The sequence below is a fragment of the Citrobacter telavivensis genome (assembly GCA_009363175.1).
Classification (GTDB): Bacteria; Pseudomonadota; Gammaproteobacteria; order Enterobacterales; family Enterobacteriaceae; genus Citrobacter_A; species Citrobacter_A telavivensis.
Genome location: CP045205.1, coordinates 1505819 through 1521412, shown reverse-complemented (window position 1 = coordinate 1521412; position 15594 = coordinate 1505819). Strand labels below are relative to the sequence as shown.

General features: G+C 52.6%; 17 protein-coding genes and 1 pseudogene. 9 read left to right on the top strand and 9 right to left on the bottom strand.

What is annotated here, in order from left to right; translation table 11 throughout:
* The first annotated feature begins 256 nt into the window (after positions 1-256).
* The 3 genes and pseudogenes from GBC03_09415 (at position 257) to GBC03_09405 (ending at position 2571) form a co-directional block, all read left to right on the top strand.
* A pseudogene (locus GBC03_09415) lies at positions 257-490 on the top strand (hypothetical protein).
* 25 nt (positions 491-515) lie between these two features.
* Entirely contained in the window at positions 516-1544 is a 1029-nt protein-coding gene (gene galR / locus GBC03_09410; GenBank protein ID QFS70410.1) for an HTH-type transcriptional regulator GalR, read from the top strand.
* Between the two features lie 13 nt (positions 1545-1557).
* Positions 1558-2571 carry a LacI family DNA-binding transcriptional regulator gene (locus GBC03_09405; GenBank protein QFS73961.1) on the top strand — a complete coding sequence of 338 codons (1014 nt, stop codon included), beginning with the start codon at positions 1558-1560 and terminating at the stop codon, positions 2569-2571.
* A 105-nt stretch (positions 2572-2676) separates the two neighbouring features.
* Here GBC03_09405 and lysA read toward each other — a convergent pair whose 3' ends face one another.
* The gene (gene lysA, locus GBC03_09400; GenBank protein QFS70409.1) at positions 2677-3939 is read right to left on the bottom strand and encodes a diaminopimelate decarboxylase; all 1263 of its coding nucleotides are present in this window, start codon (positions 3937-3939) and stop codon (positions 2677-2679) included.
* Between the two features lie 117 nt (positions 3940-4056).
* Between lysA and GBC03_09395 the strand changes: the two genes are divergently transcribed.
* A complete protein-coding gene (locus GBC03_09395; GenBank protein QFS70408.1) occupies positions 4057-4992 on the top strand; it encodes a LysR family transcriptional regulator in 936 nt (311 codons plus the stop codon).
* Here the strand turns inward: GBC03_09395 and GBC03_09390 are convergent.
* The gene (locus GBC03_09390) at positions 4979-5671 is read right to left on the bottom strand and encodes an aspartate/glutamate racemase (GenBank protein ID QFS70407.1); all 693 of its coding nucleotides are present in this window, start codon (positions 5669-5671) and stop codon (positions 4979-4981) included. The two genes, GBC03_09395 and GBC03_09390, sit on opposite strands and share 14 nt — an antisense overlap.
* A gap of 141 nt (positions 5672-5812) precedes the next feature.
* Between GBC03_09390 and GBC03_09385 the strand changes: the two genes are divergently transcribed.
* Positions 5813-6139 carry a cupin domain-containing protein gene (locus GBC03_09385; protein ID QFS70406.1) on the top strand — a complete coding sequence of 109 codons (327 nt, stop codon included), beginning with the start codon at positions 5813-5815 and terminating at the stop codon, positions 6137-6139.
* 56 nt (positions 6140-6195) lie between these two features.
* On the opposite strand, the gene kduD is transcribed toward GBC03_09385, so the two are convergent.
* From kduD to GBC03_09365, 4 genes are all read right to left on the bottom strand, one after another.
* Complete coding sequence (gene kduD, locus GBC03_09380; protein QFS70405.1) at positions 6196-6957, bottom strand: 2-dehydro-3-deoxy-D-gluconate 5-dehydrogenase KduD; 762 nt, start codon at positions 6955-6957, stop codon at positions 6196-6198.
* Between the two features lie 55 nt (positions 6958-7012).
* On the bottom strand, positions 7013-7849 hold the full coding sequence (kduI, locus tag GBC03_09375; protein ID QFS70404.1) for a 5-dehydro-4-deoxy-D-glucuronate isomerase: 837 nt from the start codon (positions 7847-7849) through the stop codon (positions 7013-7015).
* A 412-nt stretch (positions 7850-8261) separates the two neighbouring features.
* Positions 8262-9440, bottom strand: a complete 1179-nt coding sequence (locus GBC03_09370; GenBank protein ID QFS70403.1) for an acetyl-CoA C-acyltransferase — start codon at positions 9438-9440, stop codon at positions 8262-8264.
* A gap of 99 nt (positions 9441-9539) precedes the next feature.
* Positions 9540-10427 (bottom strand): LysR family transcriptional regulator, encoded by an 888-nt coding sequence (locus GBC03_09365; GenBank protein ID QFS70402.1) that lies wholly within the window; start codon positions 10425-10427, stop codon positions 9540-9542.
* A 101-nt stretch (positions 10428-10528) separates the two neighbouring features.
* On the opposite strand from GBC03_09365, the gene GBC03_09360 reads away from it, so the two are divergent.
* Entirely contained in the window at positions 10529-10984 is a 456-nt protein-coding gene (locus GBC03_09360; GenBank protein QFS70401.1) for a multidrug/biocide efflux PACE transporter, read from the top strand.
* Between the two features lie 142 nt (positions 10985-11126).
* The gene (locus tag GBC03_09355; protein ID QFS70400.1) at positions 11127-12356 is read left to right on the top strand and encodes a transporter; all 1230 of its coding nucleotides are present in this window, start codon (positions 11127-11129) and stop codon (positions 12354-12356) included.
* A gap of 29 nt (positions 12357-12385) precedes the next feature.
* Here the strand turns inward: GBC03_09355 and GBC03_09350 are convergent, their stop codons facing one another.
* Together GBC03_09350 and GBC03_09345 are read right to left on the bottom strand one after the other, a co-directional pair.
* Entirely contained in the window at positions 12386-12856 is a 471-nt protein-coding gene (locus GBC03_09350) for a hypothetical protein (GenBank protein QFS70399.1), read from the bottom strand.
* Complete coding sequence (locus GBC03_09345; protein QFS70398.1) at positions 12843-13646, bottom strand: hypothetical protein; 804 nt, start codon at positions 13644-13646, stop codon at positions 12843-12845. Before GBC03_09345 ends, GBC03_09350 begins: the two co-directional genes overlap by 14 nt.
* A gap of 593 nt (positions 13647-14239) precedes the next feature.
* On the opposite strand from GBC03_09345, the gene GBC03_09340 reads away from it, so the two are divergent.
* Complete coding sequence (locus tag GBC03_09340) at positions 14240-14941, top strand: helix-turn-helix transcriptional regulator (protein QFS73960.1); 702 nt, start codon at positions 14240-14242, stop codon at positions 14939-14941.
* Between the two features lie 20 nt (positions 14942-14961).
* The gene (locus GBC03_09335; GenBank protein ID QFS70397.1) at positions 14962-15273 is read left to right on the top strand and encodes a hypothetical protein; all 312 of its coding nucleotides are present in this window, start codon (positions 14962-14964) and stop codon (positions 15271-15273) included.
* A gap of 27 nt (positions 15274-15300) precedes the next feature.
* Here GBC03_09335 and rcnR read toward each other — a convergent pair whose 3' ends face one another.
* A complete protein-coding gene (gene rcnR, locus GBC03_09330) occupies positions 15301-15573 on the bottom strand; it encodes a Ni(II)/Co(II)-binding transcriptional repressor RcnR (GenBank protein ID QFS70396.1) in 273 nt (90 codons plus the stop codon).
* Between the last annotated feature and the right edge of the window lie 21 nt (positions 15574-15594).

The following is a 15594-nucleotide window of genomic DNA, read 5'->3' as shown; positions in this document are numbered from 1 at the left end:
AAGTCGGGGCGAAAAAAAACCTGCGCATCCGCGCAGGTTGGTGCAAGAGACAGAGTACGAAGAGCGTACCGAATAATCTCACCAATCAATACCTCTGGGATCTTGATTGTGGTCGGTACGTGACCGCTTCGCCAGCGAGAAAACGCAAAGGAATGAAGGGAAATGCAACCAGTTGTGTAAATTATCGCTTACTGTTACAGATTGCGGAAATCGCAAAAAAAAACCTGCGCAACTGGCGCAGGTTGGTGTAATTCGTGTGCTCAACCCGAAAGTTGACTTCACCTATCAATACCTCTGGGATCTCAACTTTATCAAGCCGCCAGGAAACGTCGCCAGCGAACAATCGCAACAGCCCTTCGCAAAGTGTAACTAATGGTTTGCATCTTTCGATTTTTGTCTTAATTCCGAGGGTGTTGCTCACATTTGCCGCGTCGTAACAGGCAATCTGCTTGAACCAGCAGACGTTTTCCGTAACACTGACAGAATGTAAGCGTTTACCCACAATAGGTACTGTCATGGCGACCATAAAGGATGTAGCCCGACTGGCTGGTGTATCAGTCGCCACCGTTTCCCGCGTCATCAACCATTCCCCCAAAGCCAGCGAGGCGTCACGCCTGGCGGTAACCAGTGCGATGGAGTCGCTCAGCTACCATCCCAACGCCAACGCGCGCGCGCTGGCGCAGCAGTCCACCGAGACCATAGGCCTGGTGGTTGGTGATGTTTCCGACCCTTTTTTCGGCGCGATGGTGAAAGCCGTGGAGCAGGTCTCCTATAACACTGGGAATTTTTTACTGATTGGCAACGGCTACCATAATGAACAAAAAGAGCGCCAGGCGATCGAGCAACTCATTCGTCACCGCTGCGCAGCGCTCGTCGTTCACGCCAAGATGATCCCGGATGCCGATCTGGCGTCATTAATGAAGCAAATGCCCGGCATGGTGCTGATCAACCGGATCCTGCCCGGTTTCGAACAACGCTGTGTGGCGCTGGATGACCGCTACGGCGCCTGGCTGGCGACCCGTCATCTGATCCAACAGGGCCACACCCGCATTGGCTATCTCTGCTCGAATCATTCTATTTCGGATGCGGAAGATCGCCTCAAAGGCTATTACGATGCCCTTGAAGAGAGCCATCTCCCGGTTAACGATCGCCTTGTGACGTTTGGCGAGCCGGATGAGAGCGGCGGGGAGCAGGCGATGACCGAACTGCTGGGTCGGGGCAGAAACTTCACTGCAGTAGCCTGTTATAACGACTCCATGGCCGCAGGCGCAATGGGCGTGCTGAATGATAACGGCGTGGACGTCCCGGCGGAAATTTCGCTTATCGGCTTTGATGATGTGCTGGTTTCGCGTTACGTTCGCCCGCGGCTGACCACCGTGCGTTATCCCATCGTGACGATGGCGACGCAGGCCGCAGAACTGGCGCTCGCGCTGGCGGAAAAACGTCCGCTGCCGGATGTCACCCATGTCTTCAGCCCTACGCTGGTCCGTCGCCATTCCGTGACGACGCCAGTGGAGTCGGGCAATGCGTCATCAAACGAGTAATCAGGAACGCGTCATGATAACAATGCTGGATGTTTCCCGTCGTGCCGGTGTCTCGAAAGCCACCGTTTCTCGCGTGCTGAACGGCACCGGTCAGGTTAAAGAGAGTACACGTCAGAAAGTGTTTAAGGCGATGCAGGCGCTGGACTATCGCCCAAACTTTCTGGCCCGATCGCTGGCGAACCGGACCAGCAACAGCATTGGACTGGTCGTATCGACCTTTGATGGCTTCTACTTTGGCCGCCTGCTACAGCAGGCCTCGCGGCAGACTGAATCTCATGGCAAGCAGTTGATTGTCACCGATGGTCACGATACACCAGAGCGCGAACAGGAAGCGGTGCAGATGCTGGCCGACCGGCAGTGTGACGCCATCATTCTCTACACCCGTTATATGAGCGAAAAGGCGATCCTGGCGCTGGCGGATTCGATTACGATGCCGTTGATTATCATCAACCGCGACGTCAGCCTCGCCCGTGAACGCGCCATCTTTTTTGAACAGGAAGATGCGGCATTTCAGGCGGTGGATTACCTGATTTCTCAGGGACACCGCGAGATTGCCTGTATTACCGTGCCGGGACACACGCCGACCGGGAAGTCGCGTCTGATGGGCTACCGTAAGGCGCTGGAGAAAAATGGCATCGCCTGGGATCCGGCGAAGGTGAAGTATGGCGATTCCAGCATGACGCGCGGCTATGACGCCTGTAACGAACTGCTGCGGGAAGGGGTAACGTTCAGCGCCCTGTTCGCCTGTAACGACGATATGGCGCTGGGCGCATCGAAAGCCCTGCACCAGGCCGGGCTTAACATTCCGCAGGATGTGTCGCTGTTTGGGTTTGACGATGCGCCGAGTGCGAAATGGCTTGAGCCAGGACTGTCGACGGTTTATCTCCCCATCGACACGATGATCACCACCGCCATTGACCAGGCAATTCGCATGGTCAATGGTGAAGAGGTTGAACCGATCCCGCCCTTTACCGGCACGCTGGTCCTGCGCGACTCGGTGACCACCGGGCCGTATTTTAACATATAAATCGTAATGTTATCTGCGCGACGCAATGCCTGATGGCACTTCGCTTATCAGGCCTACAAACGACGGTAACTCCGCAGGCCGGATAAGCCGCTGCCCGACAAGAAATTAAAACACTTCCAGCGCTAACAGTTCTTCAATGGTCTGGCGACGGCGAATCAGTCGCGCCTGACCGTTGTCAAATAACACTTCCGGCAACAGCGGACGGCTGTTGTAGTTCGACGACATCGACGCACCGTATGCGCCGGTATCATGCAGCACCAGATAATCTCCCGGTGCCACGACCGGCAGCGCACGCGTCTCCACCTTGCCTCCCTCCTGCTGGGTAAAGACGTCGCCCGATTCACACAGTGGTCCTGCGACGACCGTATCGACCCGCGGTGCCTTCTCCAGCGAGCGGCCATCCGCCGCCAGCGCGGTAATATGGTGATAACTGCCGTACATCGCCGGGCGCATCAGATCGTTAAAACCCGCATCCACCAGCACGAAATGACGACTGCCCATCTGCTTCACGCTGCGTACCTGGGTAACCAGTACGCCTGACTGAGCGACGAGAAAACGTCCAGGCTCAATTTCCAGCTTCACGTGATGTCCCAGATGACGGGCGATCTGCTCGCGCGCGGCGTTCCACAGGCCAAAGTAATGCCGGGTGTCCACCGCCTCTTCGTCATCGTGATAAGGAATCGACAGGCCGCCACCGGCGGAAATGGCCTCCAGATCCTGACCAAAATCAACCACCTGACTCACCATCGCGCCACACACCTGCTCCAGATGTTCATAGTCAACGCCTGAACCAATGTGCATGTGAATACCGACCAGTTTCAACTGATGGCGCTGCATCACCGCCAGCGCCTGCGGCAAATCGGTATGCCAGATGCCATGTTTACTGTTTTCGCCACCGGTATTGGTTTTCTGGCTGTGACCATGACCAAAACCAGGATTAACGCGCAGCCAGACACGATGGCCCGGCGAAACCTGTCCAAGCTGATCGAGCATATCGACAGAGCCGGCATTGACCGGAATGCGCAATTCGCTGACGCGGGCCAGCGTGGCGCTATCAATCACATCGGCGGTAAAAACGATGTCATCCGGGTGCGCTTGCGGATCGTATCCCGCCGCCAGCGCACGCTCGATTTCGCCTAATGACACAGAGTCCACTTTGACGCCCTGCTCACGCATTAAACGCAGAATATGAATATTGGAGCAGGCTTTCTGCGCGAAGCGCACCACATCAAACTGCTGCAACGCCGCAATCTGGCGACGAACGATCTGTGCGTCGTAAACCCAGACCGGACAGCCAAATTCAGCCGGCAACCTGAGCAGGTTTTCCGCAGTGAGATCGGTATCGGTGCAATACAGTGAATGAGGCATAACGGACTCCGGACATGACGTTTTTTATCATTACGCCACAGTACGAAGAGAATAAAAAATATCGTTTTATATCGACTCTATGCAAAAATGATATGGGTTGAATCAAACGAGGTGACTATGGCTGCCGTTAACTTACGTCATATTGAAATTTTTCATGCGGTCATGACCGCCGGAAACCTGACTGAAGCCGCGCGACTGCTGCATACGTCACAGCCCACCGTCAGTCGCGAACTGGCACGATTTGAAAAAGTGCTGGGATTAACGCTGTTTGAACGCACACGCGGTCGCCTGCATCCGACGGTCCAGGGGTTACGTCTGTTTGAAGAGGTTCAGCGATCCTGGTACGGGCTGGATCGAATTGTCAGCGCGGCGGAAAGCCTGCGGGAGTTTCGCCAGGGAGAGTTGTCGATTGTCTGTCTGCCGGTCTTTTCGCAGTCGCTGCTGCCTGCGTTGATTCAGCCGTTTCTCGCCCGCTACCCGGACGTCAGCCTGAACATCGTGCCTCAGGAGTCACCGCTGCTGGAAGAGTGGCTTTCCGCCCAGCGTCACGATCTGGGGTTAACAGAGACGCTGCATACGCCTGCCGGAACGCAACGTACGGAACTCTTCTCGCTCGATGAAGTCTGCGTGCTGCCGCCGGGGCATCCGTTGGCGGAAAAGCCGGTATTAACGCCGCAGGATTTTCAGGGGGAGAACTACATCAGCCTGTCGCGCACGGACAGTTACCGGAAGCTGCTGGACGCGCTGTTTAATGAGCACGACGTTAAACGGCGAATGGTCGTGGAGACCCACAGCGCGGCGTCAGTGTGCGCAATGGTGCGCGCCGGCGTTGGTCTTTCAGTCGTAAACCCGTTCACCGCGCTGGATTATGCGGCGAGCGGCGTGGTCGTGCGCCGTTTCAGTATTTCCGTGCCGTTTACCGTCAGCCTGGTTCGTCCGGTCCACCGTCCCGCTTCCGCACTGGTCGAGGCCTTCAGCGATCATCTGCAAACCCGCCATCACCTTCTGGTGACGGCGCTGGAGCAGATCCTCGGACCGGTTACGACAGCATAAACGTCACGGCGTCTGCGGCATGGATCGCGGCGGTGTCGAACACGGGAATTGGACTGCGCTCTACCGGTACCAACAGGCCAATCTCGGTGCAGCCAAAAATGACGCCCTCTGCACCCTGCGCCGCGAGGTCTTCAATCACCTCGACATAGTACTGGCGCGAGGTCTCGGTAAAGTGTCCCAGGCAAAGCTCATCAAAGATAATCTGGTTGATCTTCGCCCGAGCCTGCGCATCTGGCACCAGGCTCTCAATAGCAAACTGCTGTTCCAGACGACCGCGATAAAAATCCTGCTCCATGGTGTAACGCGTACCCAGCAGTGCAACCCGGCGCATTCCCTGCGAGGAGATGACGCGACCGGTTGCATCGGCAATATGTAGAAAAGGCAGCGAGCAGCGCGATTCAATGGCTTCCGCCACTTTGTGCATCGTGTTGGTACATAAGACGATCCCTTCCGCCCCCGCCTGCTGCAGCCCGATCGCGGCTTGCGCAAGTATCTCTCCGGCTTTGTCCCACTCACCGCGACTCTGACACGCTTCGATCTCATGGAAGTCAACGCTGTGCAGCAGCAGGCTCGCAGAATGAAGCCCACCCAGTTGCTGTTTGATCCCTTCATTAATTAACCGGTAGTACGGGATCGTCGATTCCCAACTCATGCCGCCTAACAAGCCGATCGTCTTCATTACCTGCTCCTTCATCAGTGATTTACAGCAGTGAAGCAAACTTGTGATCAAGTTTCCAGTTCATTCGATCTGCCGTTTTCTTTATCGCGTGCCTGAGTTAGCTTGAATGAAACATTGTTTCAAACACTAACAGGATCCCGCATGTTTGTTTTCCATAACGAGACGACGCTTGAAGATCTGGGCAATGGCGTCACCCGCCGCATCCTCGCGCATAATGGCAACATGATGGCCGTTGAGGTGAATTTCGAACAAGGGGCGATCGGCCCGCTGCATCATCATCCTCATGAACAACTGACCTATGTCTTATCCGGTGAATTTGAATTTACCATCGGTGACGAGAAGCAGGTGGTACGCGCAGGGGATACGTTATATAAGCAACCGGATATTGTGCACGGCTGTGTCTGCCTGAAACCGGGAACCCTGCTGGATACTTTTACACCGGTTCGCGAGGATTTTCTCAACGCCTGATTTCATCAATAAAAAACCCTGCGCGATGGCAGGGTTTTTCGATAAACGGGGGCGAATTAACGTGCCAGCCAGCCACCGTCAACAGCCACGGTGTAGCCGTTGATGTAATCCGATGCGCTGGATGCCAGGAACACCACCGGTCCCATCAGATCGCTCGGCAGACCCCAACGGCCAGCCGGGATGCGGTCGAGGATTTCAGCGCTACGCTGTTCATCGGCACGCAGCTGCTGGGTATTGTTGGTTGCCATGTAACCCGGTGCGATCGCGTTGACGTTGATATTGTGCTTCGCCCATTCGTTCGCCATCAGACGGGTTACCCCCATTACGCCGCTTTTGGAAGCCGTGTAAGACGGGACGCGGATACCGCCCTGGAAGGAGAGCATGGAAGCGATATTGATGATTTTGCCGCCGTTACCCTGCGCGATGAAATGTTTTGCCGCCGCCTGAGACATAAAGAACACGCTCTTGATGTTCAGGTTCATCACGTCATCCCAGTCTTTTTCGCTGAAATTGATCGCATCTTCACGGCGGATCAGGCCAGCGTTGTTAACCAGAATATCGATATGACCAAACTCAGCAACCGCACGCTCCAGCAGCGCCGGGATCCCGTCGATCTGACGCAGGTCTGCGGTCAGGCTCAAAAAGCGACGGCCCAGTGCGGTCACTCGCTCGATGGTTTCGGTCGGTTCAACGATGTTAATCCCGACGATATCGCAGCCGGCTTCCGCCAGACCGAGCGCCATGCCCTGGCCCAGACCCGTATCACAACCGGTCACGACAGCGACTTTACCTTCGAGAGAGAATGCATTCAAAATCATTGTAAATCCTTAGTTTTTCATACCTGTCACGGACAGGCGTTATGAGCGCCCGCGACTAGCGCAGATCTTTCACCGCAACGTGGTCCATGTCATCAAAGACCTGGTTTTCACCGACCATGCCCCAAATGAAGGTATAGGCTTTGGTGCCCACCCCGGAGTGGATCGACCAGCTTGGCGAAATGACCGCCTGTTCATTGTGCATAACGATATGACGCGTTTCCTGAGGCTGCCCCATCATATGGAAGACACAAGTGTCTTCTTCCATATTGAAATAGAAGTACACTTCCATGCGGCGTTCATGGGTGTGGCACGGCATAGTGTTCCACAGGTTGCCCGGTGCCAGTTCGGTAAGGCCCATGCTCAGTTGGCAGGTCTCCAGCACATCCGGCACGAAATATTTATTGATGGTGCGACGGTTGCTGGTGAGATTGTCGCCTAACGTCACGGGCGCAACATCGGCAGGCGTCACTTTTTTGGTTGGGTAGGTGGTATGAGCCGGCGCGCAGTTGTAGTAGAACTTGGCTGGCGTCGCGCTATCCACGCTGGCGAAGACCACTTCTTTTGCCCCTTTGCCGACATACAGCGCGTCGCGGTGGCCGATTTCATAGCACTGACCGTCGACGGTGATGGTGCCTGCGCCGCCGATGTTGATCACACCCAGTTCACGACGTTCCAGGAAATAGGTCACGCCGAGTTGTTTACCGACTTCGCCGCCGACGGAGACCGTTTTTGCCACCGGCATAATGCCGCCGACGATGATGCGGTCAATGTGGCTGTAAACCATTGTGTATTCGTCAGCCACGAACACTTTCTCAACCAAAAACTCCTTGCGTAGCCCCTGGGTATCCAGTGTTTTGGCGTGCGCGCTGTGAATACTTTGTCTTACGTCCACATTTACCTCCAGTGATGTACTGAGCGGGAATTCCTCGACGGAGAGCGAAACGCTGTTCCGTTTTACGTTATGCGCCCATGATAGTCCTCCAGGAACCCGTTTTCAATTACAAATAAAACATCGTTTCACTTTTTCTGCATCTTATTGTCAAAAGTGTAATTCCGATCACGATCGATTCATTCCATGATTAAGCGCAGGGGTAAAATCGTATAGTAAAACAAAGAAATAGGATTTAACCCCGAGTCTGCGACACCCACGCTCCCAGGCAAACCGCTGTATGTTCATTCGCTTAGTTCATCTGTCTGATGCTAATAATGAAGGGAATACAAAACAAAACGCAGTAATGCCGTCACGATTTCTCGCACGGCATAACGGGTATAAAGGGAATGTAGAGGGAGAGAAAAAAGGGGAGTTAATCGCGTTCGATGGCTAATGCTACGCCTTGCCCACCGCCAATGCACAGCGTCGCCAGACCTTTGCGGGCATTGCGTTTGACCATTTCGTGAACCAGAGAAACCAGAATACGACAGCCGGAAGCGCCAATCGGATGTCCAAGGGCAATCGCGCCGCCATTGACGTTCACCCGGCGCTCGTCCCACTCCAGCATTTTGCCCACGGAAAGCGCCTGGGCGGCAAACGCCTCATTCGCTTCAATGAGATCCACATCGGCCAGCTGCCAGCCGACCCGCTCCAGACAGCGGCGAGTAGCATACACGGGGGCAATGCCCATCAGAGCAGGATCTACGCCGACGCTGGCAAAAGCGCGGATGCGGGCCAGCACGGGCAAATCCAGCTCCTGCGCTTTGGACTCGCTCATCATCATCACCGCCGCTGCGCCATCATTAATCGAAGAAGCATTGCCGGCGGTCACCGATCCTGACAGTTCGAAGGCCGGATCCAGCCGCGCCAGACCTTCTGCGCTGGCATCGGTTCGCGGCTGCTCGTCAGTATCAACCATCACGGTTTGCCCATTACGCTGGGTGGCAACCGGAACAATTTCCGCTTTAAAGCGACCGGCATCGATGGCCGCTCGCGCCTTTTGCTGCGAACTGAGGGCATACGCATCCTGCAGTTCCCGGCTGATGCCGTATTCACGCGCCAGATTCTCGGCAGTCACGCCCATGTGGTAATCATTGAAGGCATCCCACAGGCCATCGTGCACCAGGCTGTCGACCAGTTGGCTGTTGCCCAACTGCGCGCCGGTCCGGCTGTCGGTGAGGACATGCGGCGCACGGCTCATGTTCTCTTGCCCACCCGCAATCACAATGTCCGCTTCGCCACACTGGATCGCCTGCGTGGCAAGATGCAGCGCTTTAAGCCCTGAGCCACAAACGTCGTTGATGGTGATAGCAGAAACGGTATTCGGTAATCCCCCTTTGATTGCTGACTGACGCGCCGGGTTTTGTCCCGCCCCCGCCGTCAGCACCTGCCCGAGGATCACTTCATCAACGGCATGCGCCTTCACGCCGCTGGCTTCAATCAACGCTTTGACCACCATACTGCCCAATTCCACGGCAGAATGACGTGCCAGCGTCCCCTGAAAACAACCAATTGGCGTACGCAACGCCCCGACTATCACCACCTCTTTCATTACGACCTCAGCGCAAAATAACACCGCAATAGTAGAGGATTGTTAAAAATAGTTATCTTGATTGTTTAAGAAAAGTGAGTTTTATCACAAAGGAAATCGTTATAACGCCCCGCGGCCTGGGACACTGCCTTGCTGTAAATGGTATCTAAGCCAGTTCCCCGCCGCGCCGGGCGGTGATTTTTTGTTCCAGAGCAGATCGATAGCAATCGCTTTGGGCCATCCCGGAACATCGAGTTGCATCAGTGGTTTTTCCGCCGCAAATTCCTCCACCAACGCACAGGGGAGCGCGCACCAGCCAAAACCCTGTACTGCCATACTCAACAACAGCAAATAGTTCGGCGCGGACCACACCGGACCACGGGCAAGCGGAGCGCCACGATCGATGTAGGTGTTAAGGCGCAACTCACGCCAGACGTGCAGTTGATCCCATTGCAGTTTCTTCTCTTTCGCCAGGGGATGGGAAGCGGCAACGTAGAGCCCCATCCACGTTTGCATTGGCAAGCGCGTCGCACCGATATCCGTGGGATAGTGGTCCCTGGCTTCAATCAAACCGACCTGCGCCCGCTCTTTTTGCAACAGATCGATGACGTCCACATCCTCACCAATCAAACATTCAAACTCGGTATGCGGAAACTGGCGATCAAACTGCACCATCAGTTCCTCCAGCACATCGGGGTGCAGGGTATCGGAGAGCACAAACGTCAGCCGCGCTTCGGTTTCTCCGGCCAGCGAAAGCGCTACCTCATCGAGACGCTCGCTGGCCGAGAGAATCGCCTGAACGTAGACGAGCACTTTCTTTCCTTCTTCCGTCAGCACCGGCTGACGCGAGGAACGGTCAAAAAGTTGAACGCCAAGATCGGCTTCAAGATGGGCAATCGCCGTGCTAATGGTGGACTGACTTTTACGCAGTCTGCGTGCTGCAGCCGAGAAAGACCCACAGGAAACGGTCTCGACAAATGCGGTTAAAGCTTCAGGTGAGTAACGCATAAACTATCTACTTTATCGATGGATACTATCTTTTAGATATCATATAAAGCGATAAAATACCCTCTATTCCGTTATCCGGGCGTTTTTAATAAAGGTAAGTTATGCAACACAATGCGGTTCAACGTCGTTCGTTACTGGAGCGTGTCTTCCACGCCGTATGTTTTGAAGGGATTGCCACGGCGATCCTGGCACCGACCACGGCCTGGTTAATGCAGCGATCGGTGCTGGAAATGGGCGGACTGACGATCCTGCTGGCGACCACGGCGATGATCTGGAACATCATCTACAACGCGCTGTTTGACCGTTTCTGGCCTTCACATCTGGTGAAGCGAACGGCGAAAGTGCGTGCATTTCACGCGCTGGGGTTTGAAAGCGGCTTTATCGTCATTGGCGTGAGTATCGTGGCGTACGTGCTGAACGTTAGCCTGATACAGGCCTTTACGCTGGAGATTGGCTTCTTCCTGTTCTTCCTGCCCTACACCATGTTCTACAACTGGGCTTACGACACGTTACGCGTACGCGTTATGAAGCGTCGCGAACAGCGCGTGACTGCCTGATAATTCTCACATTTGCCGGAATCACCTGGGTTCCGGCAAGGCCCGTTGCCACCCCTTCTCCCGTTCAGTCCTCACGCCCGCCCGCTCATTTATGGTAAATTGCGCTTCTTTTTGTTTATTTTATAGTTGATACGTTCAAGAAATGTCGAAAATTTGGTCAAAAGAAGAGACGCTCTGGAGCTTTGCGTTATATGGGACTGCCGTTGGCGCAGGAACCCTGTTTCTCCCCATCCAGCTTGGCTCCGCGGGCGCGATGGTATTGTTTGTCACCGCCCTGGTCGCCTGGCCTCTCACATACTGGCCGCACAGAGCCTTATGTCAGTTCATTCTCTCGTCTAAAACCTCCGCAGGAGAAGGGATCACCGGCGCGGTGACACATTATTATGGTAAGAAGATCGGCAGCCTCATCACCGCGCTGTACTTTGTTGCCTTTTTTGTTGTGGTTCTGATTTATGCCGTCGCCATAACCAACTCCCTGACAGAGCAGTTAGCCCGGTATCTTGAGATTAGCCTGGGCATCCGCATGGGCGTCAGCCTCGGTGTGGTGTTAACCCTGAACCTGATTTTTCTGATGGGCCGCCATGCGACCATTCGGGTGATGGGATTTTTGGTGTTCCCGCTGATCGCTTACTTCTTATTTCTCTCGCTGTATCTGACCGGCAGTTGGCAACCCTCGTTACTCACCGGACAAATGGCGTTCGATCAGCACACCCTGCGTCAGGTCTGGATATCGATTCCGGTGATGGTTTTTGCTTTTAGCCATACGCCTATTATCTCCACGTTTGCCATCGACAGACGTGAGAAATATGGCGAGCTGGCCATGGGTAAATGCAAAAAAATCATGAAGGTAGCCTATCTGATTATCTGCTTAAGCGTGCTGTTCTTCGTCTTTAGCTGCCTGTTATCGATTCCGCCGTCGTATATCGAAGCCGCCAAAAATGAGGGCGTCACTATCCTTTCGGCCTTATCCATGATGCCTGCCGCCCCGGCGTGGCTCTCTGTTTCGGGTATCATCGTCGCCGTGGTGGCAATGTCGAAATCCTTTCTCGGCACCTACTTTGGCGTTATCGAAGGGGCAACCGAGGTGGTCAAAACCGGTCTGCAACAGGTTGGTGTGAAGAAAAGCCGGGCCTTTAACCGCGCCCTGTCCATCATGCTGGTGTCAGCTATCACCTTTATTGTCTGCTGCATCAACCCGAATGCCATCTCGATGATTTACGCCATCAGCGGACCGCTCATCGCCATGATTTTGTTCATTATGCCGACCCTGTCGACATACCTGATCCCGGCGTTAAAACCGTACCGTTCTCCTGGTAATCTGATCACCCTGATTGTCGGCCTGCTCTGCGTGTCCGTGATGTTTCTCGGCTAATGCTGGAGTAAACGGCTCGTCCGGGCCGTTTACTCAATACTGCGACACAGCAGCGAAGGGGCGCCTACCGTCGTAAAGACCCACCCTTCCCGATAACGTTTAATCAATAGCGAGAAAGAAGCGCGCTCGGAGAGATAGAGCGAGGGCAGTGACCGGTATCCTTTTTTCGCCTCTAAATTATCACTCGGAAACCGCACGAGGTTATTGCTGCTAATAACATAGTTGTCCCGCACCTTGTAATAAGTGAAATAGATAATCCGGCTAATTTTATAATTATCAGCTTCCGGCGTATGCAAATCGCCGGTGATTGTGACTATCCCCTGGTTATTCTGCATCTGGTAGGCGACGTCTCCCCGGAACTCCTCATTATTAATTTCCCATACCACGCGACCCTGGCAATCAATCCCACTTTTGCCTTTATGTGAATACCAATAACCTGCGCCTGCCAATATCACTACTACAACCAGTGAAATGAATACTACTATTTTAATTTTTATCATTAATCGAGTACCACGTCGTACATTTGGTCTGAGGGTTTTCCCTTATATCTAACTGACAGGCGACTGCCGCAATATTTTTCGCGCTGTTCATTCCCGAGAGATACACATATTTATGGTTCTGACAGATATCCGGGTGTCTTGTCAGGAATGTTGCATAGCGAGTATTTAGCGTACTATTGCCTTTCAGTAACAGGGTACAGGATGAAAAGGAGGTGGTATCAACAATAGCATAGGAAGAAAACAGCGATTCTGCCGTCGGATATAACAAACCAAAAGAAAGGCCGACACCGATCAGCAATACCGACAGTAAAACGGCACCCACCATTAGCGTTTCCCTTGAAGGCCGCATTTTGAGCGGAGGTGCCGTCAGCGCGGGTGATGTTGGCTCCTCCCCGGTAACGCTCTCTCCCGCATTATCAACCGATTCCATCTCCGTACGTTGAATTTCCGCGGTCATCATCATACCGCGCCGGGCAACGGTTTTAATCAGATCGCGCGGCAACCCGACTTCAGTTAACGCATTTCTGAGCGTGAGCACCGTCTGATATAACGTATTGACGGAGGTGATAGTGTTTTTATCCCCCCAGCCCACCTCTACGAGCTGGGTTTGTGGAATAACAACCCCACAATTTGTGAGGAGATATAAAAGAATGAAACTCGCAGGGTTTTGAAGAATGACCGTTTTTTGCGTATTTTTATTTGTCAGCGTTCTGTCACCCGGGTGAAAGTCAACCAGGTTATTAATTGTATATAATGTTGTGTGCGTGTACTTCTCAAACACGGTGTGCATTCTCGCATTTACTTGATGAATGACATGCTACAAAAATCTTATACAGAGATCACCAAATATATAATAGATATGTCAGTGCGGTCATAGCTCAAAAATAAAATTTCTTATAAATCAATACACTTCCAGCTGAAAAAGATCATGTATTCTTAATTAAGACCATTTTAGATGCTTTATCACTCAGCACTCATTATTATTGTTTCACGTTTAAAAAACGGACAAACAGATAAATAGCATTACTTAATAAAAGACAAAAGCATTGTTACAATTGTTTCAGACAATTTAACATAAGTTCAACTTTTTGCCATTAATGCCATTTAGCGATAAAACTTAAACATTTTTGCAATATAGATTTTCCTGGTGGTTGTTACAAAATTCCTGGAGGCGTTTTTTCATGCTTCGCCCGTTGGAGAATGACCCCGATAGAAACCTGAATTGATACAGAGGCAACGCCCTAACAAAAGTCACGATTAAGAATAATAGCAATAAATAAATTTTCGGATTTTCTCTCTATCAAAGTTGCATTTTGTTGAGTATTGACATGTTTTAAAACGGATGAAATTATGAAATCATCTACGGATAGGGAGGCTCTCAATATGGGGCTGGACGTTAAATTAAAGAATTTGACATGCAGCAGTTGTACCTTGCATTGTAAAATAATGCCCGAAAAATCACCCCGCTTACAGTATTGTGCCAATGCTTGCTTTTGCATGTGGCCAGAAGAAAGCATTTATTTTAATAAGGGGGTCATTGAAGGGATTTTAAATAATAATCACAACGCCAGACTTAGTGGCTATATTTTTGTAGATTTCTCTATCAGCTTTTTACGCCTGTTTTTGGATATAGAGTGGATAGAATATCTCGCAAGCACGCGCATGGGCATTATTTTGATAAGCGATCGCAACATGCAGTCGCTCGCCAACTACTGGCGTAAAAAACATCCTGCGATTTCCGCCATCATTTACCACGATGACGGACTGGATGTCGCCAATGAGAAGATCCGCCAGGTGTTTATCGGACGGCATTTGTCGTTCACCAAAGGGAATACGTTGACGCAGATGGAGTTCACCATTCTGGGCCATATGGTTGCAGGCAGCAATCCGCACCAGATCGCTCAACTGTTGGACATGGATATCCGCAGCATCTACGCCTACAAGCAAAGAATTGAAAAAAGAATGGGTGGACGAATCAATTCGTTGTTTATTCACTCGCATCCGGTTTCTGGCGATAAGTCATCTTATCCGCTGTTGCTTAAAGAGACGGATGGTACAGCAGTGCATTTGCAAAGACGCAGATGAGTCCGACAACAGGGAACGAAATGGACAAGGGATATAAAGTGGGATACTACGAAGAAGAAACGCGCGCGCTGAGTGCGATATTGTTATCGCTCTTTACGGCACGTAATGAGCTCGCCTTTGGAGAGTTGGAGCGCTCTCTGCAAAAACTCGCCTTTCCACCTGCCGTGCGCAAGCTATGCGAAGAGGCGTTGCAAAGTCATAGTGAAGACGAAACCGATCGAACGAATGCCCGGGCGGTCTGCTGCCTGTTGCATGCGCTGGAATCCATTAGTGGCTATAAGCACGTTGAGCGCTATATTTCCCAGCGGAATCAGGCTGTAGTGTATTGCTAAGACACAGAGTCGGGACAACGTTCCCGGCTATTTTATATAGGAATCCAGAACCTTAAGAACCACGTCCAGATCCTCTTCTCGCTTCTCTTCATCACTCTGATGAACGATATGCTCGGTCAGATGCCCTTTGATCACTTCCCGCATTAATCCATTTACCGCCCCGCGTATCGCGGCGATCTGCTGCAACACAGCGGCACACTCATGGGGTTCGTCGAGCATTTTCTTCAGCGCAACGACCTGTCCCTGAATTTTGCTGGTTCGGGCTTTTAGTTTCTGCTTATCCCGGATGGTATGTGACATCGCAACACCTCATTAACATAA